The organism is Nocardia sp. NPDC001965, from assembly GCF_053594175.1.
In genome coordinates, this window is record NZ_JBSFDZ010000012.1 from 96244 (window position 1) to 120192 (window position 23949).

Here is a 23949-nt window from a genome sequence, read left to right on the forward strand (position 1 = left end):
CCGTGCGTCCGGGAACGGCGATGGTCGTCGCACTTCAGCACTGGAGCGATACCGTGACTGTTATCTCGCAAAACCCTTTCACCGCAACGGTTCTCGGACTTCCCCGGGTGGGCCCGCGCCGGGAACTCAAACGCGCGACCGAGTCCTATTGGGCCGGGCGTATCGACGCGGCGGCGCTGCACGAGGCCGGGCGCGCTCTGCGCCGCGACCAGTACGCCGAGCTGGCCGCCGCCGGCCTGGATTCGATCCCCGTCGGCACCTTCTCCTACTACGACCAGATGCTCGATACGGCCGTGCTGCTGGGCGCCCTACCGGCCCGGGTGACCGGGATCGAGGATCCGCTCGACCGCTATTTCGCGGCCGCGCGCGGCAACGAGTCGGTGGAACCGCTGGAAATGACCAAGTGGTTCGATACGAACTACCACTACCTGGTCCCCGAGCTCGATCCGGGAACGACCTTCACTCTGCACCCCGGCGCGCTGCTGGCACAGGTGGCGGAGGCGATCGAACTCGGTGTCGCGGCCCGGCCGGTGGTGATCGGACCGGTCACCTTCCTGAAGCTCGCCAAATCCACCGGCGGCAGCGCGCTGGACCGTATCGGCGAACTGATCCCGCTGTACCGGGAACTGCTCGGCCTGCTGGCCGAAGCGGGGGTGAGCTGGGTGCAGCTCGACGAACCCGCACTGGTCACCGACCTCACCGAGGCCGAGCTGGCGGCTGTCCGCCGCGTCTACACGGAGTTGACCGGGCCGCGGAACCGCCCGGCCGTGCTGGTCGCCACCTATTTCGGCCACCCGGGACCGGCGCTGGATGCGCTGGCGGAGACCGATATCGAAGGTATCGCGGTCGATCTGGTGGCGGGTACCGATATCGCCGCCGTCGCGGCGATTCCCGCCCTGGCACACAAACTGCTCGTCGCGGGTGTGGTCGACGGCCGCAATGTCTGGCGGACCGACCTGGACGAGGCGCTGTCGACGTCGGCCACTCTGCTGGGCAGTGTGCGGTCCCTGGCGGTATCCACCTCGTGCTCACTACTGCACGCCCCGTACTCGCTGGCAGTGGAGACCCGGCTCGACGACGCGTTGCGTTCCTGGCTCGCCTTCGGCGCCGAGAAGATCGCCGAAGTGCGGGTGCTGGCCACCGGGCTGAATTCCGGGACCGAGGTCGTCGCGGCGGAGCTGGCGGCGGCCCGTGCCGCCGCGGCGGGCCGCCGGGCCGACCCGCGGCTCGCCGACGCGCAGGTGCGCGCCCGGCTGGCGGCACTGGGTCCGGAAGCCGTCCGGCGGGCACCCGCCGAACAGCGTCGGGCCCTGCAGCAGGATCGGTTGCGACTGCCCGCCCTGCCCACCACCACCATCGGTTCCTACCCGCAGACCTCGGCGATCCGGCTGGCCCGCGCGGCACTGCGGTCCGGCGAGATCGATCGGACCGAGTACGTGCGGCGGATGCGGGGCGAGATCGGCGAGGTCATCGCGCTGCAGGAGGAACTGGAGCTCGATGTGCTGGTGCACGGTGAGCCGGAACGCAACGATATGGTGCAGTACTTCGCCGAGCAGCTCGACGGATTCGCGGCGACCGACCTGGGCTGGGTGCAGTCCTACGGCACCCGCTGTGTACGCCCACCGATCCTGTTCGGTGACGTCTCCCGCCCGGCCGCCATGACGGTGGACTGGATCACCTACGCCCAGTCGCTCACCGATAAACCGGTCAAGGGCATGCTGACCGGCCCGGTCACGATCCTGGCCTGGTCCTTCGTCCGCGACGATCAGCCGCTGGCGGATTCGGCCCGGCAGGTGGCACTGGCCATCCGGGACGAGACGGTGGATCTGCAGAACGCGGGTATCCGCATCGTCCAGGTCGACGAGCCGGCACTACGGGAACTGCTGCCGCTGCGCGCCGCCGAACAGCGGGCGTACCTCGACTGGTCGGTGGACGCGTTCCGGTTGGCGACTTCCGGGGTGGCAGATTCCGTCCAGATCCACACCCACCTGTGCTACTCGGAATTCGGCGAGGTGATCGAGGCGATCGCCGGGCTGGACGCCGATGTGACCTCGATCGAAGCGGCCCGATCGCATATGGAGGTACTGGACGATCTGAACGCGTCGGGCTTCGACGCCGGAATCGGCCCCGGCGTCTACGATATCCACTCGCCCCGGGTCCCCGGCGTCGAAGAGATCACCGCGTCGCTGCGCGCGGCGCTGAAAGCCGTTCCGGCCGAACGTCTCTGGGTCAATCCCGACTGCGGTCTGAAAACCCGCGGCTCCGCCGAGGTGGCAGCCTCCCTGCGCAATATGGTGGCCGCCGCCCGCAGCGTGCGCTGAATCAGCGGTCCGGGTCGCGTCGTACGCGGCGCGACCCGGGCCGTTCAGCCCTCCAGCTCCCCCGCCCCCGGTTCACGGCGTTTCGTCCGCCGCGCCACACACTGCGGACAGGTCCGCGTCATCCGCAGTACCGGCCGCAATCGCGTCGGCGCGGACAGCGACCGCCGCACCGCCCGGCATCTCTGCCTCTCCTCCATGACACCCGACCCCTTCCCCTTCGGCGATACCGTTGCCAGTTTTGACGCCGAACACTGCGGCACGGTTCCCGGGAATCGAGATCCTTTCCGGTCGTACGGGATGTCGCGCTCAGCGGGCCGTGGCCGGGTCGGCGCCGCCGATCCGGCCGATCAGGATTTGGCCAGATACTCCAGACGTTCGGAATCGACGGCGGCATGCATCATCGCCGCCAGACCCGGGTGCCCGGTGAGCCCGGGATCCTGCTCGACCAGCGTGCGCGCCAGTTCCTGGGCCGCGGTGATGACCTCGAGATCGTCGAGCAGCGAGAGCAGCCGCAGGGAGCGGGTGGTGCCCGACTGCGCCGCGCCGAGCACATCGCCCTCCCGCCGCTGCCGCAGATCGAGCACCGAAAGCTCGAAACCGTCGGTGGTGGCGGCGACGGCCTCCAGCCTGGTCATCGCCGGACCACCCGGCGCGGCATCGGTGATCAGCAGGCAGAGACCGGCGTGCGCGCCACGACCGATACGGCCGCGCAGCTGATGCAGCTGGCTGACCCCGAACCGGTCGGCGTCCACGATCACCATCACCGTCGCGTTCGGGACGTCCACGCCGACCTCGACCACCGTCGTACAGACCAGCACATCGATATCACCGGCATTGAAATCCCGCATCACCTGATCTTTCTCATCCGCGGGCAACCGCCCGTGCAGGAGTCCGATCCGCAGCTGTGCCAGCGGCCCGGTGCGCAGCCGGTCGAAGACGTCGACCACGGCCTGGGTGGGCGGGGGTTCCTTGCCCGTATCTGCGGCCTTTCCGGCCCGTCCCCGGGCGGGGCCGTCCTCGTCGTCACCGATCCGCGAGCACACGACATAGGCCTGCCGGCCCGCACCGACCTCTTCGGTGATCCGCTCCCAGGCCCGGTCCACCCAGTTGGGATGGACCCGCCGCGGCACCACCTTCGACTGGATCGGCGAACGACCCCGGGGCAGTTCGGTGAGCGTCGAGGTCTCCAGATCGCCGAGGGTGGTCATCGCGATGGTCCGTGGAATCGGGGTCGCGGTCATCACCAGCAGATGGGGCGAGAACCCGGCCTTCGCCTTCGCCCGCAGGGCATCACGCTGTTCCACGCCGAACCGATGCTGTTCGTCCACGATCACCAGGCCCAGATCGAAGAATTCGACCGCGTCCTGGATCAGTGCGTGGGTGCCGATCACGATCCCGGCGTCCCCGGTCACCGCGGCCAGCAGCGCCGCCCGCTTGGTGGCGGTCGGCATGGAACCGGTGATCAGGGTCACCCGGGTCGCGGTCTCGGCCGCGCCGAGTTCCCCGGCTTGTCCGAGATCGCCCAACATCGCGCTCAGCGATCGGTAGTGCTGGGCCGCGAGCACTTCGGTGGGCGCGAGCAACGCGCACTGCTGACCGGCGTCGATCACCTGAAGCATCGCGTGCAGGGCGACGACGGTCTTACCCGAACCCACCTCGCCCTGCAGCAGTCGGTGCATGGGCTGTTCCCGGGACAGGTCGCCGGAGATCTCGTCGATGACCCGCTGCTGGCCCTCGGTGAGCTCGAACGGCAACCGTTCGTCGAAGGCGGCGACGATCCCGTCGGCCCGCCGCGGACAGGCCCGGGCCGTCCGGCCCGAAACCTCGTGGCGGCGTTCGGCGAGCACCAGTTGCAGCGCCAGGGCCTCGTCGAAACGCAGCCGCTGCCGGGCCCGCTCGATATCGGAGGTGTGCTCGGGCAGATGGATCAGCCGCAGCGCGTCGCCGACCGGCATCAGTTCCCGCTCGTCGCGAACATCGGCAGGCAGTGGATCCCCGAGCGGGTCGAGCTGGTCGAGGATCTGCCGGACACAGGCCAGGACCTCCCAGCTCTGAACCTTCGCCGTCGCCGGATATACGGGGATGAATTCGCGGTCGAAGAAGGACATGTCCACCCCGCCTTCGCCCTTCGCGCTCTGCGCGATACCGCGTAGATCGCCCCCGCCGCGCACCGTGGTCAGGGTGGGCTCGTCGTCGGACTCCGGCAGGACCAGATAACCCGGATGGCTCAGATTCCACTGGCCCGGCCGCCAATAATTGACGGTGCCCGACATCATGGCCCGGACACCCGGCCGGATCACGTATTTCACCTTGTCACCGTTGAAGAAGGTGACGTCCACGCCGCGCCCGCCGCCGGTATCGAGGACGACCTTCAGCAGCGACCCCCGCCGCTGCCGCATCGGCCGCAGATCGGCCTTGGTGACCCGGCCGATCACCGTGATGTGCGCGCCGTCCGCCGGTGCCTCCTCGGTGAGCGGCTGCCCCTGGGTGGCATAACGCAATGGATAGTGGCGCAGCAGATCCTCCACGGTGTGCATATCGAAGGCATCGGCCAACGAGGCGGCGGCCTTCGCGCCGAGCAGATGGTCGAGCCGGTCGCTCAGTGTCGCCATCGCGCTACTCCACTCCTGTCACCGCCGCCGGAACGGGTCCGGTGGATACTCATTCCACACCGATCTGTATCAGGTCCTCCTGCTGGCCGCCGGAATACACCGTCACCTCGACACCGGGGAATTCGTCACCGATATGCCCCGCGAGATCGGCGGCGAGTCCCGCCGGCGCGTCGGCGCCGACCAGCAGTGTCACCAGTTCGCCGCCCAGCCCGAGCATTCGGTCCAGCAGGGTCCGGCCCGCCGCGTGCGGCTGCCGGTCGATCACCACCACATCGTGGCCCACCAGGCCGAGTCCGTCGCCGGGCATGCAGGTCCCGACCATGGTGAGGGCTCGGCCCTCGGCGCGCCGCAGCGCGCCCCATCGGGTACTGGCAGCTGCTTCGGACATGGTGAAGGCGTCGTCCACGGCGACCCGGGCCCGGTCGTGTACCGCCAGCGCGGCCAGCCCCTGCACCATGCTGGCGCTGGGCAGCAGCAGCACGTCCCGGTGGGCGTCGCGGGCCGCCGCGCCCACGGCCACCAGTTCGTGCGCCGGCAGCGCCCCGTTGGGCAGCACCAGCACTTCGCGGTGCGGCAGCTGCCGGATCGCGGCGAGCAACACCGCCGATTCCAGGGTGCGCTCCGCGTTCAGCACCACCGCGCCGCCTGCCTCGAACAGCGCCGCCGCACCGCTCCCGGAAGCGACCGCCAGGACGCCACGGTCGGCGGGTTCCCGGGTGCGCCCGCTGATCTGCCGGGCAGCCCGGTCGTACACCTGCCGGGTATCCGCCGCCTCGCACACACCGGTGATCACGGCACTGCCCGTGCGCGGACCGGTCCGGCCGGCGGGCACACCGTCCCCGGAACCGGAGTCCTCGGCGAGATGCTCGATACGGATCCCGTTCAGGTCGCCGACGACCAGTCCGGCTTCCACCGCCGCCCCCGCGTCCGCGCAGTGCACATGGGCGGACCAGCCACCCGCACCGTCGGCGGCCACCACCACCGAATCACCCAGACCGGCCAGCCGGGATCGCAGTCCGGCGACGAGATCCTCGCGAGCCCCGGCGATCCGGTACATCACCTCGTAGCGCTGCGCCACCGCGCGCCGCCCCGTGGCCGCCTGCGCAACTCCAGCTGCCCGGGAACCCGCGGCCCGGTACTCGATCCGGACCGGTACCTCGCCGGTCACCACCGTGACCAGGCCGTCCAGCAGCACCAGCAGCCCTCGCGCCCCGGCGTCCACGACACCGGCGGCCCGCAGCACCGCGAGCTGATCCCGGGTGTCCGCCAAGGCCCGTGCCGCGGCATCGGCTCCCGCGCGCACCACCGCGGCCAGGCCCGGGTCCGCACACGCGGCGGCCGCGGCTCCCGCCCGGTCCAGAACGGTCAGCATGGTGCCCTCCACGGGTTCGCTCAGACTCCCCCGCACCAGCGCGGCCGCCCGTGTCAGCGCCACCCGATAGGTGGTATCGGTCAGCCCGGCGGGCACCGTCGCCTCCGCGAATCCACGCAGTACCTGCGACAGGATGATCCCGGAATTACCCCGGGCCCCCGCCGTCGCGCCGCGTGCCAGCGCCGCGGCGACCGGATGCGCGGGCAGCCGCCGGTCCGACGCCGCGGCCGCGTCACCGCCGGGAGCCCACCGCTCCGCCTCCGCCACCGCGGCACGCATGGTCGCGAGTAGGTTGGTCCCGGTATCGGAATCGGGTACCGGGAAGACGTTGAGGGCATCGATCTCCGCGCGTCGCTGTTCGAGCGCGGCCACACAGACCCGGCCCCAAGCCAAAAGTTCGGGCCCGCCCAGCCCGCCGGGCGCGGAACCGGTGGCCGGCGCTCCGCCGCCGCTCACCTGCCGGGTATCGGGCACCGCCACCTCGCTCCTCGTCGTCGCCACCGTCGAACGCCAGGTTAGCGACCGCACCCGACACCGGGACCGGACCGGGCGGGTTCGCGCGAGTGCCGACTCACCCCGGTTTGGTGGATCGCAGCGGGTCGGGCTACCCTTGCAGGGTTGCCTGGCGCGGCCCCTTCCGGTCTGCGCAGTCCGATGGTCATCGAATCCGCCGATGCTCGTCGGCGAGGCATGACGACATTGATCAGGATCAGCCGCTGTACCGGTGGCAGGTCCCCCATGATGACATGAAGGAGTTCGCGACTATGGCTGCCGTCTGCGACGTCTGCGCCAAAGGCCCCGGCTTCGGTAAATCGGTCTCGCATTCGCACCGGCGCACCAACCGTCGCTGGAACCCGAATATCCAGACCGTGCGGGCGCAGGTCGCCCCGGGTAACACCCGCCGGATGAACGTGTGCACCTCCTGCCTGAAGGCGGGCAAGGTGGTCCGCGGCTGATCACCGGTCCACCGGTTATCCGCCGAGGGGCCCACAGCTCTTCGATACGACTTCGCCCCGGCTCCACACAGGAGCCGGGGCGAAGTCGTATCGCTGTCCGGAAGGAGCACCAGACGAGTACGAACGCCGAGGAGCCGGACAGTACGGACTGGCGGCTCGCTCCGCTGCAGCCTGCCCACGCACCTGCTCTGGCCGCCTGCCATATCGCGTGCTGGCGCGAGGCCTACCGAGGGCTGGTTCCCGACCATGTCCTGGACGCCTTCGATCTCGAACACCGAGCCGCCAACTGGGAGCGGATCGCACGGAACCACTCCGGGCGGATCCTGGTGGCGGAATCGGGCGACGGTATCGCCGGATTCACCCACTACGGCCCGCCCCGCGACGAACCCGCGGTGGCCGAGCGGGAATTACAGGCCATCTATGTCCGGGCCGAGTGGTACGGCAGCGGGCTGGCCCGCGCCCTGCTGGACGCGGTACTGGACCCGGATCGCTCGTGTTCGCTCTGGGTTTTCGAGCGCAACTCCCGGGCCCGCGCCTTCTACGCGAAATACGGTTTCGTCCCCGACGGCACCACCCGGGCGGAACGTTTCGCCACCGCCACCGAGATCCGCATGGTGCGGCAGTAGCGATTTCGCCGGCCGGTCGCGCCCAGTAATGTCGCGGAAATGAGCACCGAAGCCGAATACGTCCGCACCGATGACGGGGTTCTGGAGATCACCCTGTCCACCGCAGCCAAAGGCACCTCACTGGATTTCGCCGGGGTCGCTGCCGGTACCGCCGCCCTGGCCGAAGCCGGCTCGGATATCGGAGCCGTACTGCTCACCGGCGCGGGGCCGAACTTCTGCGCGGGCGGGGATGTCCGCGATTTCGCCGCGGCACCGGACCGTTCCGCGCACCTGTACCGGCTCGCCGACACCCTGCACGTTTTCGTCCGGGCGCTGGACAGCGCACCGGTGCCGGTCGTCGCCGCGGTCCACGGGTGGGCGGCGGGCGCCGGGATGAGCCTGGTCTGTGCCGCCGATATCGCCGTCGGCGGACCGGGCACCCGGATGCGTCCCGCGTATCCGGGCGTCGGGCTGAGCCCGGACGGCGGAATGTCGTGGACCCTGCCGCGGCTCGTGGGCGCGGCCAAGGCCCGCGAGATCCTGCTGACCGACGCGGTGCTCGACGCCGCCGAAGCACAGCGCCTCGGCATCCTCGCCCGGCTCACCGAGAGCGACGAGACGGTCCGCGACGAGGCCCGCGCGCTGGCACGCGAGCTGGCACGCGGCCCGCGCGCCAGCTACACCTCCATCCGCACCCTGCTCAGCCGGTCGGCCACCGCGTCCCTGAGCGAGCAGCTGGATGCCGAACGCGATGCGATGGGCGCAGCCGCCGGCGGCCCGACCGGCCGCGAAGGCGTGGACGCCTTTCTCGCCAAACGGGCCCCGGACTATTCCGGTCTGAGCTGACCGACCACGCGGCCGGTCGGCGCGGTCCGCCACGCCGACCGGCTCCGGTGAGAGCCCGGCAGCCACCGCCGGAGCATCCGTGCGTGCATGATCAGCGGTTTCCGCCGCTGCCCCTTCAGCGAGAGCGTATGACGAACTTCGCGACCGCCTCGGTGAACGCGTCGTTGTCGTCGCCGGCGGCGGTATGGGCGGCATTGCCGATCTCTGCCAGTTCGGCGTGCGGGACGAGCTCCAGGAATTCCGCGGCGCCCTCGGCGCTCACCACATCCGATTGCAGCCCCCGGACCAGCAGCACCGGTATGTCGATTGCCCGTGCCGCACCGTCGAGAGTCCGTGCCATGGCGTCGGGGTCGGCGGATTTGTCGCCGAGTATGCCCGGATCCCAGTGCCAGTACCAGCGACCGTCGCGTTCGCGCAGGTTGCGCAGCAGTCCCGCGTTGGATTTGGGCCGTGGCCGGTGCGGGAGGTAGTCGGCGACGGCGTCCGCGGCTTCGTCGAGGGTGGCGAACCCGTCCGGATTCCGGCTGAGGAAGGTCAGCACCCGGTCGACGCCCTCGGGTTCGGGCCGGGTGACGATATCCACCAGGACCAGTGCGGAGATGGCGCCGCCGCCGGGCGCGGCGGTGGCGAGCAGGCCGGTGATACCGCCCATACTCGCGCCGACCACGACCACCGGCCCGCCGCCCAGCTGGTCCAGCACCGCGAGTACATCGCCGACCATCGCCTCGTAGCGGTAGTCGCGATCCAGCGCCCACTGGCTGTCACCGTGGCCGCGCGCGTCGAGCGTGACCGCCCGGATGCCGGCAGCGCCGAGTCGGGCGCCGGTCTGCTTCCACGAATGCCGCGTCTGACCTCCGCCGTGCAGGAACAGCACGGCCGGGCCGTCCGCGGGGCCGTACTGGTCCGCAACGAGCTCGATCCCGCCCGCACCGCGTAACCGCAGCTGGACGGGATCGAGCAGATTGTTCGCATTACTCACGATTTTCAGCATCGCAAATATGCGGGCGTTACGCCGTACGAACGGACAGATCAGCAGTCCAGATCCATGGCGCTCAGGGTCCGCTGGAACAGGCAAGCGCCCTTGGCGTTCACCGACGCGGAAATGGTCGACGAACCGGTCGAGGTGAAATCCTCGGCGATGGGGCCCGCGGGCTCGGTCACCGGACTGGCCGGTTCCAGCCGCAGCGGGGCCGCTCCGGCCGTCGCCCCGGCAGCGCCCGACAGGGCGGCGCCCAGTGCGAGCGTGGCGGTGATGCCGCGCAGTTTCATGGTGTGCTCCTCTACTTGTTTCTCATTCGACGCCCGCTCACGGCAGGCGCCAGTCCACCGGCTCCGCGCCGAGTTCGTCCAGTAGTTCGTTGACCCGGGAGAACGGACGTGAGCCGAAGAATCCTCGTGATGCCGACAGCGGTGACGGGTGCGCGGATTCGATACTGGGCACCTCCGCCGCGGCCAGCGCCGGTTTCAGCGAGGCGGCGTCGCGACCCCACAGCACCGCGACCAGCGGCTCGTCCCGCGCCACCAGAGCGCTGATCGCCTGCTCGGTAACCTTCTCCCAGCCTTTGCCGCGATGCGAGGCCGGTGTGCCCGGAGCGACCGTCAGCACGCGGTTCAGCATCAGCACACCCTGGCGCGACCAGGGGCTCAGATCCCCGCAACTCGGGGTGGGATGGCCGAGATCCTTGGTGTATTCGGCGAAGATATTGGCGAGGCTGCGCGGTACCGGCGAAACATCGGGCGCCACCGAGAAGCTGAGTCCCATGGCGTGCCCCGGAGTCGGGTAGGGGTCCTGACCGACGATCAGCACCCGGACGTCCTCGAACGGCTCCTGGAAGGCGCGCAGCACATTCTCCCCGGCGGGGAGATAGCCGCGGCCCGCGGCGTTCTCGGCACGCAGGAATTCGCCCATCTCCGCAATACGGTCGGCGACCGGATCCAGTGCTTTCGCCCAGCCCGGATCGATGATTTCCACGAGTGGTTTCGTGCCCATGACCGCACAACCTATCGTGAGTGGTCCGGTTTCGCCGAGTCCGTCCCGGAGAACGCTTCCCAGCCCTGCGGACCGCTGTAGCGCGCACCGTCCACGGTCACGCCGCTACCAGCATCGATGCCGCCGACAACGGTCCATCCCGGTGGCGGCACCGAACCGGCCGGCCAGACCCCGGCGAACACATGGTCCTCGCCCCCGGTCAGAATCCATTGCCGCGCATCGGCTTCCAGGAATCCGGCCAGCTCCGCCAGCGCGGGATCCCGGAGCGCCGCCGAGCGCACATCCACAGCTACCTCGGACGATTCCGCCAGATGGCCGAGATCGGCGAGCAGGCCGTCGGAGATATCGGTGAGTGCCACCGGTGGCTGCGCACCGGTCATGGCATCACGGACGAGGTCATAGGGCGGACATGGGGCACGGTGCGCGGCCGCGGCGGTTTCCGCGCCCGGACCGGTGCTCGGATATCCGCCCGCCAGTACGGCGTATCCGGCCGCCGACCAGCCCGGACGCCCGGCGACGGCGAGAATGCCGCCCGGCCGCGCGCCGGACCTGGTCACCGGGCGCTCGCCCAACGGATCTCCGAAGGCGGTCACCGAGACGACCCACTGCGGACTGCGCACGATATCCCCACCGGCGATCGATCCGCCCGCCCGGGCCGCCTCCGCCCAGAGTCCGTCGGCGAACGCGGTCACGACCTCCACCGGAGTCCGGTCCGGTACGCCCAAGCCCACCACGTAACCGACCGGTTCGGCACCCATGGCATAGATATCGGCGGCATTCTGGGCGATCGCCTTGCGACCCACATCCACGGGCGCCGACCAGTCCCACCGGAAATGCCGGTCCTCGATCAACATATCGGTGCTCACCGCGTAGCGACCGCGTGCCGCGGTCAGCACCGCCGCGTCGTCGCCGGGGCCCAGTTGAACGGCGGGCCCCTGCTCCCGGCCCGCGTTGATCCGTGCGATCAGCGCGAACTCGCCCAGTTCGCGCACCGTCGGTCGTGTACCGATCGTGGGGCCTTCCTCACTCGCTGTTGCCGACGGCGGCTCGGCCGCCGCCGCGGGGAGACCGGATCGCGGCCCGTGTCCACGAACGGGACGGCCACCTGCGCCACCCCGGGCTCCGCGGATCCCCGATCCCACGCACCCGGCCGGTACTCCGGCGCTCCCCGCACGACGGTACCCTGTGCCCGGTGACCAGGCGCGGCGGCCGGACCCTCGCGTCCGCGGTATCACCGCACCGACGAAAGGACCGCCGAGGATGCCGGAGCCATCGCCCGACCAGGACATCGACACCCCGGGCGAGGACACCGAGCACACCGGATACCCGCCCGCGCTGATCGCGACCGCGGTGGCACTCCCGATCGCCTTGCTGATCGGGGTGGTGGTCGCGGCGGTGATCGCGCTGCGTACCCCGATCGAACGCGAAGCCCTGGCACTGGGCCCGGTACCGGCACCCGCGGCGGACGGCCCCGCCTGCTCCGCTCTGCTCCCCGCACTACCCGCCGACCTCGGCGACTACACCCGCGCCACGCTGGTCGAACCCGCGCCCCCGGCGACGACGGCGTGGCAGTTGCCCGACGGCGGCGATCCGATCGTATTGCGCTGCGGGCTCGACCGGCCGCTGGAATTCAACCGGGCATCCGCGTTACAGGTGGTCAACGGCGTGCAATGGTTCGAAGTCCGCGACGATGCCGCCGGCACGGCCACCTGGTTCGCGGTGGACCGCGAAACCTATATCGCCCTCACGGTTCCGGACGGGTCCGGACCGACGCCCCTGCAAGCGGTATCGGACACCGTCACCGCGCAACTGCCGGCACGGCAGATCGATCCGGGCGAACTCCCGAACTGAGCCGGCCCGCCCCGGAACGAATACGCTCAGCGCAACCCGGTACCGCGCGCCAGCGCTGTCTCCACCAGCGCGGTCAGCAGTTCCCCGTAGCCGACACCCGTCTCGCCCCACATCCGGGGATACATCGAGATCGGGGTGAAACCGGGCATGGTGTTGATCTCGTTGATGACCGGACCGTCCTCGGTCACGAAGAAGTCGACCCGGGCCAGGCCCTGGCAGTCCAGGGCGCGGAAGGCGCGGACAGCGATCGCCCGGACCTGGTCGGAGATATCGTCGTCGAGTTTGGCCGGTACATCGAATTCGCAGACGTCGTCGAGATATTTGGTGTCGAAATCGTAGAAGGCGGGCCCGGGCTGCTCACCGGCGTCGGCGTCGGCCAGATCCTCGGGCATCTTGATCTCGGCGAGCACACTGGCTTCCACCCGGCCGTCCGGGAATTCCAGCACACCGCATTCGACTTCGCGGCCGACGATGCCGGCTTCCACGATCACCTTGGGATCGTGGGCGCGTGCCGCCGCGATCGCCTTGTCGAGATCGGCCCAATCGGTGACCTTGGTGATACCGATCGACGAACCACCACGTGCGGGTTTCACGAAGACCGGCAGTCCGAGCCGCTCACGATCCGCGGGCGTCACGCCCGCGGTGCCCGGTCGCAGTACCACCTGCACGCCGACGGGCAGACCGTCCGCGGCGAGCAGTTTCTTGGTGAATTCCTTGTCCATACCGGCCGCACTCGCCAGCACTCCCGGCCCCACATACGGGATTCCGGCCAGTTCGAGCATGCCCTGCACCGTGCCGTCCTCGCCGAAGGCCCCGTGCAGCACCGGGAACACCACATCGATGGCGTCGAGCGCGGTGTGCGGGTCGTCGAGCGCGACCAGGTTTGCGGCCCGGCTCGGATCCGCGGCCAGGATCAGTTCCGGGCCACCACCCGTGACCGACGGCAGGGTGCGGTCGTGCCGGCTGAGTTCGGCCGCGTCGCCGCCGGCCAGCGTCCAGGTCCCTTCGGGGGTGATCCCGATCGGCACCGCCTCGAAACGTTCCGGGTCGAGGTTGCGCAGCACAGCACCCGCCGACACACACGACACCGTGTGCTCGTTGCTGCGTCCGCCGAAGACCACGGCCACCCTGATCCGTTTCATGTCCGAACCGTACCCTGCCCGGGCACCTGTCAACCGTGCCGGACCGCCGGTAGCACTATTCGGGTTTTATCCGCCGGCCCAGCAGCTTCTCCAGCGCCGATTGCACCGCCAGTCCTTCGTGGCACACCTGGTGCACGGCCTCGGTGAGCGGCATCTCCACATTCTTCGCCGCGGCCAGCGCGCGCACCGACGTACACGATTTCACCCCTTCGGCGACCTGGCCGTGCGTGGCTTCCTGGGCCGCCTGCATGGAGCCGCCGCTGCCGAGGACCTGGCCGAACGAGCGGTTCCGGGACAGCGGCGAGGTGCAGGTCGCGATCAGATCGCCGATACCGGCGAGCCCGGCCAGGGTCACCGGCTCGGCACCGAGCGCCACACCGAGCCGGATGATCTCGGCCAGCCCGCGCGTCATCAGCCCGGCCAGGGAGTTGTCGCCGAACCCCATACCCGATGCGATTCCGCAGGCCAGGGCGATGACGTTCTTGCACGCGCCGCCGAGTTCGCAGCCGATCACATCGGTATTGGTGTAGGGCCGGAAGTATCCGGTGACGCACGCTTGCTGTACCGCGGCGGCCCGGTCGGCATCGACACAGCCGATCACCGTGGCCGCGGGCTGCCCGGCGGCGATCTCCTTGGCCAGGTTGGGACCCGACAGCACCGCGATACGCTCCGGCGCGGCGCCGCTGACCTCGGCGATCACCTCGCTCATCCGTAGCAGCGTGCCGTTCTCGATCCCTTTGGCCAGGCTCAGCAGGGTCGCGTCCGGGCCGATGGCCGGTGACCAGACCTTCAGATTCGCGCGCAACGATTGCGACGGCACCGCGAGGACCACGATTTCGGCGCCGTCCAGCGCCCGCGTGTAGTCGTCGGTGGCCGCCACCGGCGGCAACTGCACTCCGGGCAGGTAATAGGGGTTGCGATGATCGGTGGCCAGCGCCTCGGCGACCTCGGGCCGGCGGGCCCAGATCGTCACCTCGGTTCCCGCGTCCGCCAACACCTTCCCGAATGCCGTGCCCCACGATCCCGCACCCAGTACCGCCGCCCTCGTCATCAGCCCAATATGCCATGACAGGATGGGTCCATGTGCTCGCACACCGTGCACGCCGTCATCGCGGTGAAAACCCTGGAAAGTGCCAAGAGCCGGCTGGCCGGAGTCCTGACCCCGCCCCTGCGGTCGCGGTTGGTGCTGGCCATGCTGACCGATACCCTGCGCGCGGCCGCGGCGGCTCCGGAGATCGCCTCGATCACGGTGGTCACTCCCGATCCCGCGGTCTCGCGGGCGGTCCGCGCGCTCGGTGCCGCGGTCCATCCCGAACCCCGGGGCATCGGCACCGATCCCGACGGTCTCAACACCGCGCTGTCCGCCGCCGCGACCGCCCTGCGGAGCCGGCACGGCGAGGTGGGTCTGCTCGCACTCCAGGCGGATCTGCCCGCCCTGCGCACCGCGGAGCTGTCCGCGGTGCTGGCGACCGCGCCGGCCGGCACCCGCGCCTTCGTCGCCGATCACGCCGGTACCGGTACCGCGGCACTGCTGGCGCCGCCCGGTAGCGGCCTGCGGCCCCGGTTCGGACGGGATTCCGCACATCACCACCACGGCGACGGTGCCGTCCGGTTGCACGGGGACTGGCCGGGGTTGCGCCACGATGTCGATACCGCCGACGATCTCGCGGCCGTACAGGCGCTCGGCGCGGGTTCCGATACCGCCGCGCTGCTGGACGAACTCGGTTGGCCGCATCGTGTTCGGGAAACCGTCACCCAGGTGTGCTGAGCGAAGCGGCACCTTCGCCGCGGCGGTACCCGGCGGGTGGACGGACCGCACGAGCTGGACCAACCGGCGGTCGCCATCACGTGAACGCGAGATAACAGTCATCTACGGCACATGCACGGTGACCGCTCGGTAGGGAATGATCGTAGGCGTGAGCGATACGGAAACCATCAAGCAGCAACAGGTGCTCCCGACCCCGCCTCCGGCCGCCACCCAGGTTCCGGTCGGTGGGAACGCACCACGTTTGCCGGCCGATCGCTACCTGAACCGCGAGTTGAGCTGGCTCGATTTCAACGCCCGCGTGCTGGCCCTGGCCGAGGACAGTTCGCTGCCGTTGCTGGAACGCGCCAAATTCCTGGCGATCTTCGCCTCGAACCTCGACGAGTTCTACATGGTCCGCGTCGCCGGTCTCAAACGCCGCGCCGAAACCGGGCTTTCGGTCCGATCCGCCGACGGCCGGTCGCCGAACGAGCAACTGGCGCTCATCGCGGCCCGCAGTCAGGATCTCGCGGTCCGCCATGCCGAGGTCTTCCTCACCGAAGTGCTGCCCGCGCTCACCGAAGAGGGTATCGAGATCATCGATTGGGCCGACCTCGACGATGCGGAACGGGAACGCCTGTCGGCGCATTTCCAGGATCAGGTCTTCCCCGTGCTCACCCCGCTGGCCGTGGACCCGGCCCACCCTTTCCCCTATATCAGTGGTCTGAGCCTGAACCTCGCGGTCACCGTGCAGGACGAGAGCACCGGCGGCGAACATTTCGCGCGGGTGAAGGTTCCCGACAATGTGGATCGTTTCGTCCGGGTGCGCCGCCCGGGGCCCGGCGGCGGCGGGATCGCCGCCTTCCTGCCGATGGAAGCGCTCATCGCGGCACATCTGGAGCATCTGTTCCCCGGCATGACCGTGGTGGAGCACCATTCGTTCCGGATCACTCGTAATGCCGATTTCGAGGTCGACGAGGACCGCGACGAGGATCTGCTGCAGGCGCTGGAACGCGAACTCGCGCGCCGCCGCTTCGGCTCCCCGGTCCGGCTCGAGGTCTCCGACGATATGACCGAGCACATGCTCGATCTGCTGTTGCGCGAGCTCGAGGTCGATCCCGCCGACGTCATCCAGGTACCGGGCCTGCTGGATCTGTCGTGCCTGTGGCAGGTGTACGGGGTCGACCGCCCGAACCTCAAGGACGCCCCCTACGTTCCGGCCACCCCGCCCGCGTTCGGTGAACGCGAGACGCCGCGCAATGTGTTCCAGGCGCTGCGCGAAGGCGATGTGCTGGTGCACCACCCCTATGATTCGTTCTCCACCAGCGTGCAGCGGTTCATCGAACAGGCCGCCGCCGATCCACAGGTGCTGGCCATCAAACAGACCCTGTACCGGACTTCCGGCGATTCCCCGATCGTGAACGCGCTCATCGATGCCGCCGAAGCGGGCAAACAGGTGGTGGCGCTGGTGGAGATCAAGGCGCGCTTCGACGAGCAGGCGAACATCAAATGGGCGCGCACCCTGGAGCAGGCGGGCGTGCACGTGGTCTACGGCCTGGTCGGGCTGAAAACCCACTGCAAGACCTGCCTGGTGGTGCGGCGCGAGGGTTCGACCATCCGGCGTTACTGCCATATCGGCACCGGCAACTACAACCCGAAAACCGCTCGTCTGTACGAAGATGTCGGATTACTCACCGCGGCACCCGAAATAGGCGCCGACCTCACCGACCTGTTCAATTCGCTGACCGGCTATTCGCGTAAATCCGACTACCGCAATCTGCTGGTGGCGCCGAACGGTATCCGGGCGGGAATCATCGCCCGGATCGAACGGGAGATCGAACTGGCCCGGACGGGCGCCGAGGCCGGGATCCGGTTGAAGGCCAATGCCCTGGTCGACGAACAGATCATCGACGCGCTCTACCGCGCCTCCCAGGCCGGGGTGCCGGTGCGGATCGTGGTGCGCAGTATCTGCGGGCTGCGCGCCGGGGTGCCGGGAATGAGCGAGAACATCGAGGTGCGGTCTATTCTGGGCCGCGTCCTGGAGCATTCCCGGATCCTCAACTTCCGCGGCCAGGACGAGTTCTGGATCGGCAGCGCCGATATGATGCACCGCAATCTGGATCGCCGGGTGGAGGTCATGGCCCAGGTGAAGGATCCGAAGCTGTGCGAACGGCTGGACGAGATCTTCGAATCCGCGTTGCATCCGATGACGCGCTGCTGGGTCCTCGACTCCGACGGCAACTGGAAATCGAGTCCCGACCGGGCGGGGACCGGCCCCGACGGGGACGGTATCGAAGTGCGCGATCATCAGGTGGCACTCATGCGACTACGCCGTCCGGACCAGCAGTGAACGGCGCGCACACTCCGCCGTCCTATCCGGATCCCCGGACACCAGCCAATATTCTCGCCGCCGGTACCGTGTTGTGGCGGCACGCACCCGGTTCCGCCGGGGGTGTGGAGATCGCGGTCATCCGGCGCCCCAAATATGAGGACTGGTCGCTGCCCAAGGGCAAACTCGACCCGGGCGAATCCCCGGTACTGGCGGCATTCCGGGAAACCGAGGAGGAGACCGGGCTGCGACCCCGGTTGGGCCGCTATCTGGGAAAGGTGACCTATCCGATCACCGGGCACCGCAAGATGAAACGGGTCGACTACTGGGCCGCCGAGGTCGTCGACGGGGAATTCAGCGCCAACAGCGAGGTCGACGAACTCGTCTGGTGCCCGCTGGACACGGTGATGTCGGAGTTGTCGTATCCGATGGACCGGCAGATCGTGCGGGCATTCACTCGGTTACCGGCCGCCACCCACACTCTGCTACTGGTGCGGCACGCAAAGGCCGGGCGACGGGACCGATACAGGGGGCCCGACGAACACCGTCCGCTGGAACTGGCCGGCTACCGGCAGTCGCTCGCGCTGGTTCCGAATCTGCTGGCGTTCGGCGCGCAGGAGATCTATTCGGCCGAACCGCTGCGCTGCGTGCAGACGGTGGCACCGCTGGCCGAGGAACTCGGCGTCGAAGTGGAGATCGAACCGCTACTGGGCGATATCGGCTATGCCGCCGACCCGGACAAGGCACGGGACCGGATCCGGCAGCTGGTCTCGCCGCACCGGGTCCGGGTGCTGTGCAGTCAGGGCGACACCATTCCGGACCTCGTCCGCTGGTGGGCGGAACAGGACGGGATGCGGTTGTCGCCCGCGCGGACCCGTAAAGGGTCGGTCTGGGTGCTGTCCTTCGCCGGCGATCGGCTGGTGGCCGCCGATCATCTCGACCGATCGTTGTCGGTCGATACCGCGCCCGCCGTCACCGCGTAGAACCGCGGCCGGGGTGTAGAGACGGTTACGCCCCCGGGGATCGCCCGGGGGCTTGTCCGTCCGGCGTTCCGGTTGGGTGGAGCCGCGACCAGCCGTGCCGTGGCACGACCCGGTTTCACGTCTCCGGGAACCGTTCGCGTTGTCTCTAGCCGTCCGCGGGTGCGCGCACGCACCCGGGATCCGGTGGGGTCGAACAGTGCGGCAGGGCCGCACGAGCGGGCCGGGCACACCGGATCCGGTGGGATCCGCGCTGAGATCTGTGCGCCGCCGGCACGCCTGGGCTGCGGGTCAGCGAGCCCTTTTGGCTGTCTTCTTGGCCGGTGTCCGCTTCGCGGCGGTTGTCTTCTTCGCGGCGGCCTTGGTGGCTGTCTTCTTGGCCGTGGCCTTGGCGGCCGTCTTCTTGGCCGTGGCTTTGGCGGCCGTCTTCTTCGCTACCGTCTTGCGGGCCGCGGTCTTGGTGGCCGCCTTCTTCGCGGCGGTGCTCTTGGCCGGCGCCTTGGTGGCCGTCTTACGAGCCGTTGTTTTGGCGGGCGCCTTCGTGGCGGTCTTCTTGGCGGTGGTTTTCTTCGCCGTTGTCTTCTTGGCTGTGGATTTCTTGGCCGCCACAGGAGCATTGACGCCGCGTTTCACCGCGGGGCCGGTTGCCGCCAGCTTCTGTTTACCGGCGATAACCGCCTTGAACTGGGCGCCGGGCCGGAAGGCCGGCACCGAAGTGGGCTTCACCTTGACGGTTTCCCCGGTACGCGGATTCCGCGCGACCCGGGCTGCCCGCTTACGCTGTTCGAACACACCGAATCCGGTGATGGTGACGCTCTGCCCTTTGTGTACCGCGCGCACGATCGTGTCGACCACATGCTCGACTGCCGCGGTGGCCGTGCGCCTGTCAGTACCCAACTTTTCGGTCAGAACGTCGATCAGTTCCGCCTTGTTCATTGAATCCTCCGCAGACTAATGGCCCGTCGTCGGACCGACTAGGTACCACGGTAAACCCACAATGGGCAAGAGTCTATGTGCCACGCCAAAATTCATGTGGTCTAGCACACGCCCAGCTACCACGACATCTGAGCGGCCTCTAAGAGGCCGAGAACATTACGCCTGCGAAATAGGTTCCGGCAGGGTCTTTGGTTTCCAAGCCGGCCTTGTCTTTTCGAACTCGGCGATCACATCGCTACGCCGCAGCGTCAGGCCGATGTCATCCAATCCTTCCAACAGGCGCCACCTGGTGTAGTCGTCAATATCGAACGGCAACACGATGGTTCCTGCCGTCACCGTGCGCGCCTCCAGGTCCACAACCAATTCCAGTCCGGGCTGTTCCTCGAGCAACTTCCAGAGCATTTCGACATCATTCTGTGACATTCGCGCCGCCAGCAGGCCGCCCTTGCCCGCATTACCGCGGAAGATGTCGGCGAAACGTGAAGAGATAACTACCCGAAAGCCATAGTCCATGAGCGCCCAGACAGCGTGCTCACGCGAAGATCCGGTACCGAAATCCGGCCCCGCCACCAGGACCGTGCCCTGCTTGTACGGTTCGGTGTTCAGAATGAAGTCCTCGTCACCGCGCCACGCGGCGAAGAGGCCGTCTTCGAATCCCGTACGAGTGACACGCTTCAGATAGACGGCCGGGATGATCTGGTCGGTGTCGACATTGGACCGGCGCAGCGGAACGCCGATCCCCTTGTGCACGGTGAACGCTTCCATCGCAATTCTCCTGTATCAGCTATAAGTGGTTTTCGATATAAGACGGGCTCAGTTCAGGTCCGCGGGGGCCGAAAGTGTGCCCCGGACCGCGGTCGCGGCGGCCACGAGCGGCGATACCAGATGGGTCCGGCCACCTTTGCCCTGCCGGCCCTCGAAGTTGCGGTTCGAGGTGGAGGCGCAGCGCTGGCCGGGCTCGAGCTGATCGGGGTTCATTCCCAGGCACATCGAGCATCCGGCCTGCCGCCATTCGGCTCCGGCCGCGGTGAAGATCTCACCCAGGCCCTCGGCATCGGCCTGTTCCCGCACCCGCATCGAGCCCGGAACCACCAGCATTCGCACACCCTCGGCGACCCTGCGGCCCTTCAGGACCCCGGCCACGGCCCGCAGATCCTCGATCCGGCCGTTGGTGCAGGATCCGACGAAGACGGTGTCCACCGAGACCTCGCGCAGCGGCATCCCCGGGGTCAAATCCATATAGCGCAGCGCCTTCTCCGCGGACTCGCGCGCGGTCTCGTCGCCGATCTGGGCGGGGTCCGGGACATTCGCGCCCAGCGGCAGCCCCTGGCCGGGATTGGTGCCCCAGGTGACGAACGGGGTCAGCGCGCTCGCGTCGATGTGCACCTCGCGGTCGAAAACCGCGTCCTCGTCGGTCTTCAGCGCCTCCCACGCTTCGACCGCGGCATCCCAGTCCGCGCCCTGCGGGGCGTGCGGGCGGCCTTTCAAGAACTCGTAGGTGGTTTCGTCCGGTGCGATCATTCCGGCCCGGGCACCGGCTTCGATGGACATATTGCAGACGGTCATCCGCGCTTCCATCGACATATTCCGAATGGCCTCACCGCGATACTCGAGCACATAGCCCTGGCCGCCGCCGGTGCCGATTTCGGCGATTACCGCCAGAATCAGGTCTTTACTGGTGACTCCCGGCGGCAGCGCACCGTCCACGGTGATGGCCATCGTCTGGAACGGCCGCAGCGAAAGGGTCTGCGTGGCCAGCACATGTTCGACCTCGCTGGTACCGATTCCCATTGCCAGCGCGCCGAAAGCACCGTGGGTGGAGGTATGGCTGTCCCCGCACACCACGGTCGTTCCGGGCTGGGTCAGCCCCAGCTGCGGTCCGACGACGTGGACGATGCCCTGTTCCCGGTCACCCATCGGGTGCAGCCGGACACCGAATTCCGCGCAGTTGCGGCGCAGCGTCTCCACCTGGGTCCGGGATACCGGATCCGCGATGGGCTTGTCGATATCGACGGTCGGGACATTGTGGTCCTCGGTCGCGATGGTGAGATCGGGACGGCGCACCGGACGACCGGCCGCCCGCAGACCGTCGAAGGCCTGGGGGCTGGTCACCTCGTGCACCAGATGCAGATCGATGTAGATCAGATCGGGTTCGCGCGCCTCGCCCTCACCCTCGCCGCGAGCGACGACGTGTTGTTCCCATACCTTCTCCGCCAGCGTACGTGGCATATTGCGATCACCTTTCGGGCTCGGTATCCGTGCCGGGCCCGGGCCCGGCACGGATACGCGCTAGCTGGAATCCTTGCATCTCCATCCTGGACGCCACCTGGGCTGTTTGTGATGGCATCTCAGAATGCAGGACGCTAATATCGTTGTATGAGACAGCATAGCGGTATCGGCGTCCTGGACAAAGCGGTGGCAGTGTTGTATGCGGTCGCCGAGCGCCCGTGCGGTCTCAACGAACTGTGTGAGCGCACCGGCCTCCCCCGCGCGACAGCGCACCGGCTCGCTGTCGGCCTGGAAACCCACCGGCTGCTGGCCCGTGACGGTAACGGCGCCTGGCGCCCCGGTCCGGCCCTCGCCGAACTCGCCGCCGGCGCCGCGGACCCACTGCTCGAGGCCGCCGGCTCGATACTGCCCCGGCTGCGTGAGATCACCGGCGAAAGCGTGCAGTTGTACTGCCGCGAGGGCAACGAGCGGGTGTGTATCGCCGCGCTCGAACCGCCCGCCGGCCTGCGCGATACCGTCCCGATCGGCTCCCGCCTGCCGTTGACCGCCGGATCTGCCGCCAAGGTACTGCTCGCCTGGGCCGATCCCGAACTTCAGCGCACGGTCCTGGGGGATGCGATGTTCACCGACCGCACGCTGGCCGAGGTCCGCAAACGCGGCTGGGCGCAGAGCGCCGGTGAACGCGCGGCCGGGGTGGCCAGCGTTTCGGCACCGGTCCGCGATCAGCAGGGCGCGGTGGTCGCCGCGGTCTCCGTATCCGGCCCCATCGACCGAATGGGCCGCCGCCCCGGGGCCCGCTGGGCGGCGGATCTTGTCGCGGCCGCCGATGCCCTGCACCGCCGACTCTGAGCGGCGGGCAGATGCCGTCACTTATGGTGACCTGATGGGAGTGAACCAACGGTCACAGATCGTGATGACCGATACCGAGATCACCGATTTCCTCACCCGCAGCCGCGTCGCCACCCTGGCATCGCTCGGCGCGGACGGAAAACCACATCTCACCGCCATGTGGTACGCGCTGATCACCGATCCGGAGCGGCCCGACGCGATCCCCGAATTGTGGTTCGAGACCAAGGGCAAATCCCAGAAGGCGGTCAACCTGCGCCGCGATCCCACGGTCACCTGCATGGTCGAAGCCGGAAAAACCTACGACACCCTGCGCGGTGTCTCCCTGGAGGGCCGCGCCGAGATCATCGACGACCCCGAGAAGCTGTTCGCCGTCGGTGTCAGCGTGTGGGAACGCTATACCGGCCCCTACACCGAGGGCATGCGCGAATACGTCGAAGGCATGCTCAACAAACGAGTCGCCGTACGCATCGTCCCCGACCGGATCCGCAGCTGGGATCACCGCAAACTGGGCCTACCCGCCATGCCCCTCGGCGGTTCCACCGCCGGCGCCCTGGACGATTGATCGCCACCGGGTGCCGTCCCACCGGCGGCACCCGGAACCCGTCCCCGGCCGCATACCGGAACCGGTAGGGACATGATGAAACAGCAAAGGCCCATGCTCTCCATGAGCATGGGCCTCGCATGAGTAGCCCCGACGGGATTTGAACCCGCGCTACCGCCTTGAGAGGGCGGCGTCCTAGGCCGCTAGACGACGGGGCCAGGACTTCTGACCAACTCCTGGCTGGAGCGGATCGCGGATCTCTCGATCCGAAGCTCGATCAGCGTAACCGACCGGGCGGCGGCGACCAAATCGCCTGGAAAACTCGTTCCGCACCGCATCTGGACGATGAAGCTGAGAGCGATCTCCGCTGGGGTACCAGGACTCGAACCTAGAATGGCTGAACCAGAATCAGCTGTGTTGCCAATTACACCATACCCCAATGACCTGGGCTTTCGGTCGCACCGCTGGCTGCGGTGACGCCGTCGTTCCGGCCGAGAAAGAGAGTACCAAACAGCTCGGGGGAAACTACAAATCGCCTGGTCACGCCGCCACGTCAGCTAGGTAACGGTCGTGCCCGCCGACACCGCGGTACACGCGGCGGCAGGAGCCGGGACCACCTCCGGAGCTCACCGAAGACGGTCCCGGG

Annotated in this window: 21 protein-coding genes and 2 tRNA genes; 10 read left to right on the forward strand and 13 right to left on the reverse strand. The window is 68.7% G+C overall.

Features of this window, described 5'->3' with window-relative positions; translation table 11 throughout:
* The first annotated feature begins 20 nt into the window (after positions 1–20).
* The gene (gene metE / locus ACWCPQ_RS18900; RefSeq protein ID WP_449900422.1) at positions 21–2321 is read left to right on the forward strand and encodes a 5-methyltetrahydropteroyltriglutamate--homocysteine S-methyltransferase; all 2301 of its coding nucleotides are present in this window, start codon (positions 21–23) and stop codon (positions 2319–2321) included.
* 347 nt (positions 2322–2668) lie between these two features.
* Here the strand turns inward: metE and recG are convergent, their stop codons facing one another.
* Together recG and ACWCPQ_RS18910 are read right to left on the reverse strand one after the other, a co-directional pair.
* Positions 2669–4933 carry an ATP-dependent DNA helicase RecG gene (gene recG, locus ACWCPQ_RS18905; RefSeq protein ID WP_449900424.1) on the reverse strand — a complete coding sequence of 755 codons (2265 nt, stop codon included), beginning with the start codon at positions 4931–4933 and terminating at the stop codon, positions 2669–2671.
* 49 nt (positions 4934–4982) lie between these two features.
* The gene (locus ACWCPQ_RS18910; RefSeq protein ID WP_449900600.1) at positions 4983–6716 is read right to left on the reverse strand and encodes a DAK2 domain-containing protein; all 1734 of its coding nucleotides are present in this window, start codon (positions 6714–6716) and stop codon (positions 4983–4985) included.
* 353 nt (positions 6717–7069) lie between these two features.
* On the opposite strand from ACWCPQ_RS18910, the gene rpmB reads away from it, so the two are divergent.
* From rpmB to ACWCPQ_RS18925, 3 genes are read left to right on the forward strand one after another with little or no spacing between them, the layout of a single operon-like run.
* The gene (gene rpmB, locus ACWCPQ_RS18915) at positions 7070–7261 is read left to right on the forward strand and encodes a 50S ribosomal protein L28 (protein WP_011210730.1); all 192 of its coding nucleotides are present in this window, start codon (positions 7070–7072) and stop codon (positions 7259–7261) included.
* Positions 7219–7887, forward strand: a complete 669-nt coding sequence (locus ACWCPQ_RS18920; RefSeq protein ID WP_449900426.1) for an N-acetyltransferase family protein — start codon at positions 7219–7221, stop codon at positions 7885–7887. The genes rpmB and ACWCPQ_RS18920 overlap by 43 nt, the downstream gene beginning before the upstream one ends.
* A gap of 39 nt (positions 7888–7926) precedes the next feature.
* Complete coding sequence (locus tag ACWCPQ_RS18925; RefSeq protein ID WP_449900428.1) at positions 7927–8712, forward strand: enoyl-CoA hydratase/isomerase family protein; 786 nt, start codon at positions 7927–7929, stop codon at positions 8710–8712.
* Positions 8713–8827: 115 nt separating this feature from the next.
* On the opposite strand, the gene ACWCPQ_RS18930 is transcribed toward ACWCPQ_RS18925, so the two are convergent.
* Genes ACWCPQ_RS18930 through ACWCPQ_RS18945 form a run of 4 tightly spaced genes read right to left on the reverse strand, consistent with a single transcriptional unit; the run spans position 8828 to position 11694 of the window.
* A complete protein-coding gene (locus ACWCPQ_RS18930; protein WP_449900430.1) occupies positions 8828–9691 on the reverse strand; it encodes an alpha/beta fold hydrolase in 864 nt (287 codons plus the stop codon).
* Between the two features lie 50 nt (positions 9692–9741).
* On the reverse strand, positions 9742–9981 hold the full coding sequence (locus ACWCPQ_RS18935; RefSeq protein WP_327150386.1) for a hypothetical protein: 240 nt from the start codon (positions 9979–9981) through the stop codon (positions 9742–9744).
* Between the two features lie 37 nt (positions 9982–10018).
* Positions 10019–10702, reverse strand: a complete 684-nt coding sequence (locus ACWCPQ_RS18940) for a uracil-DNA glycosylase (RefSeq protein WP_449900433.1) — start codon at positions 10700–10702, stop codon at positions 10019–10021.
* 11 nt (positions 10703–10713) lie between these two features.
* Positions 10714–11694, reverse strand: a complete 981-nt coding sequence (locus tag ACWCPQ_RS18945; RefSeq protein ID WP_449900436.1) for a thiamine-phosphate kinase — start codon at positions 11692–11694, stop codon at positions 10714–10716.
* A gap of 268 nt (positions 11695–11962) precedes the next feature.
* On the opposite strand from ACWCPQ_RS18945, the gene ACWCPQ_RS18950 reads away from it, so the two are divergent.
* Positions 11963–12553, forward strand: a complete 591-nt coding sequence (locus ACWCPQ_RS18950) for a DUF3515 domain-containing protein (protein WP_449900438.1) — start codon at positions 11963–11965, stop codon at positions 12551–12553.
* Positions 12554–12579: 26 nt separating this feature from the next.
* Here the strand turns inward: ACWCPQ_RS18950 and ACWCPQ_RS18955 are convergent, their stop codons facing one another.
* Together ACWCPQ_RS18955 and ACWCPQ_RS18960 are read right to left on the reverse strand one after the other, a co-directional pair.
* Positions 12580–13695: a D-alanine--D-alanine ligase family protein gene (locus ACWCPQ_RS18955; protein ID WP_449900440.1), complete on the reverse strand. Its 1116-nt coding sequence runs from the start codon at positions 13693–13695 to the stop codon at positions 12580–12582.
* 55 nt (positions 13696–13750) lie between these two features.
* Positions 13751–14746, reverse strand: a complete 996-nt coding sequence (locus ACWCPQ_RS18960; protein WP_449900442.1) for an NAD(P)H-dependent glycerol-3-phosphate dehydrogenase — start codon at positions 14744–14746, stop codon at positions 13751–13753.
* Positions 14747–14776: 30 nt separating this feature from the next.
* On the opposite strand from ACWCPQ_RS18960, the gene cofC reads away from it, so the two are divergent.
* The 3 genes from cofC (at position 14777) to ACWCPQ_RS18975 (ending at position 18751) form a co-directional block, all read left to right on the forward strand.
* Positions 14777–15463: a 2-phospho-L-lactate guanylyltransferase gene (gene cofC / locus ACWCPQ_RS18965; protein ID WP_449900444.1), complete on the forward strand. Its 687-nt coding sequence runs from the start codon at positions 14777–14779 to the stop codon at positions 15461–15463.
* Between the two features lie 136 nt (positions 15464–15599).
* Positions 15600–17789: an RNA degradosome polyphosphate kinase gene (locus tag ACWCPQ_RS18970; protein ID WP_449900446.1), complete on the forward strand. Its 2190-nt coding sequence runs from the start codon at positions 15600–15602 to the stop codon at positions 17787–17789.
* The gene (locus tag ACWCPQ_RS18975) at positions 17786–18751 is read left to right on the forward strand and encodes an NUDIX hydrolase (protein ID WP_449900448.1); all 966 of its coding nucleotides are present in this window, start codon (positions 17786–17788) and stop codon (positions 18749–18751) included. Before ACWCPQ_RS18970 ends, ACWCPQ_RS18975 begins: the two co-directional genes overlap by 4 nt.
* 288 nt (positions 18752–19039) lie before the next feature.
* On the opposite strand, the gene ACWCPQ_RS18980 is transcribed toward ACWCPQ_RS18975, so the two are convergent.
* From ACWCPQ_RS18980 to leuC, 3 genes are all read right to left on the reverse strand, one after another.
* A complete protein-coding gene (locus tag ACWCPQ_RS18980; protein ID WP_449900450.1) occupies positions 19040–19684 on the reverse strand; it encodes an HU family DNA-binding protein in 645 nt (214 codons plus the stop codon).
* Positions 19685–19840: 156 nt separating this feature from the next.
* Positions 19841–20449 carry a 3-isopropylmalate dehydratase small subunit gene (gene leuD, locus ACWCPQ_RS18985; RefSeq protein WP_449900453.1) on the reverse strand — a complete coding sequence of 203 codons (609 nt, stop codon included), beginning with the start codon at positions 20447–20449 and terminating at the stop codon, positions 19841–19843.
* A 48-nt stretch (positions 20450–20497) separates the two neighbouring features.
* The gene (leuC, locus tag ACWCPQ_RS18990; RefSeq protein WP_449900455.1) at positions 20498–21913 is read right to left on the reverse strand and encodes a 3-isopropylmalate dehydratase large subunit; all 1416 of its coding nucleotides are present in this window, start codon (positions 21911–21913) and stop codon (positions 20498–20500) included.
* Positions 21914–22060: 147 nt separating this feature from the next.
* Between leuC and ACWCPQ_RS18995 the strand changes: the two genes are divergently transcribed.
* Positions 22061–22762, forward strand: coding sequence for an IclR family transcriptional regulator (locus ACWCPQ_RS18995; protein ID WP_449900457.1), 702 nt, complete (start codon positions 22061–22063; stop codon positions 22760–22762).
* 34 nt (positions 22763–22796) lie between these two features.
* On the forward strand, positions 22797–23324 hold the full coding sequence (locus ACWCPQ_RS19000) for a pyridoxamine 5'-phosphate oxidase family protein (protein ID WP_449900460.1): 528 nt from the start codon (positions 22797–22799) through the stop codon (positions 23322–23324).
* 124 nt (positions 23325–23448) lie between these two features.
* Here ACWCPQ_RS19000 and ACWCPQ_RS19005 read toward each other — a convergent pair.
* Positions 23449–23521, reverse strand: a tRNA-Glu gene (locus tag ACWCPQ_RS19005).
* A gap of 149 nt (positions 23522–23670) precedes the next feature.
* Positions 23671–23742: transfer RNA gene (locus ACWCPQ_RS19010), tRNA-Gln, on the reverse strand.
* Positions 23743–23949 lie beyond the last annotated feature (207 nt).

Excerpts from the sequence above, each read along its gene's own strand:
- ACWCPQ_RS18925 (WP_449900428.1), top strand. The coding sequence starts at position 7,927 with ATGAGCACCGAAGCCGAATACGTCCGCACCGATGACGGGGTTCTGGAG.
- ACWCPQ_RS18940 (WP_449900433.1), bottom strand. The coding sequence starts at position 10,702 with ATGGGCACGAAACCACTCGTGGAAATCATCGATCCGGGCTGGGCGAAA.
- leuC (WP_449900455.1), bottom strand. The coding sequence starts at position 21,913 with ATGCCACGTACGCTGGCGGAGAAGGTATGGGAACAACACGTCGTCGCT.
- ACWCPQ_RS19000 (WP_449900460.1), top strand. The coding sequence starts at position 22,797 with ATGGGAGTGAACCAACGGTCACAGATCGTGATGACCGATACCGAGATC.
- rpmB (WP_011210730.1), top strand. The coding sequence starts at position 7,070 with ATGGCTGCCGTCTGCGACGTCTGCGCCAAAGGCCCCGGCTTCGGTAAA.
- ACWCPQ_RS18995 (WP_449900457.1), top strand. The coding sequence starts at position 22,061 with ATGAGACAGCATAGCGGTATCGGCGTCCTGGACAAAGCGGTGGCAGTG.
- recG (WP_449900424.1), bottom strand. The coding sequence starts at position 4,933 with ATGGCGACACTGAGCGACCGGCTCGACCATCTGCTCGGCGCGAAGGCC.
- leuD (WP_449900453.1), bottom strand. The coding sequence starts at position 20,449 with ATGGAAGCGTTCACCGTGCACAAGGGGATCGGCGTTCCGCTGCGCCGG.
- ACWCPQ_RS18935 (WP_327150386.1), bottom strand. The coding sequence starts at position 9,981 with ATGAAACTGCGCGGCATCACCGCCACGCTCGCACTGGGCGCCGCCCTG.
- ACWCPQ_RS18980 (WP_449900450.1), bottom strand. The coding sequence starts at position 19,684 with ATGAACAAGGCGGAACTGATCGACGTTCTGACCGAAAAGTTGGGTACT.
- cofC (WP_449900444.1), top strand. The coding sequence starts at position 14,777 with ATGTGCTCGCACACCGTGCACGCCGTCATCGCGGTGAAAACCCTGGAA.
- metE (WP_449900422.1), top strand. The coding sequence starts at position 21 with ATGGTCGTCGCACTTCAGCACTGGAGCGATACCGTGACTGTTATCTCG.
- ACWCPQ_RS18955 (WP_449900440.1), bottom strand. The coding sequence starts at position 13,695 with ATGAAACGGATCAGGGTGGCCGTGGTCTTCGGCGGACGCAGCAACGAG.
- ACWCPQ_RS18970 (WP_449900446.1), top strand. The coding sequence starts at position 15,600 with ATGATCGTAGGCGTGAGCGATACGGAAACCATCAAGCAGCAACAGGTG.
- ACWCPQ_RS18960 (WP_449900442.1), bottom strand. The coding sequence starts at position 14,746 with ATGACGAGGGCGGCGGTACTGGGTGCGGGATCGTGGGGCACGGCATTC.
- ACWCPQ_RS18950 (WP_449900438.1), top strand. The coding sequence starts at position 11,963 with ATGCCGGAGCCATCGCCCGACCAGGACATCGACACCCCGGGCGAGGAC.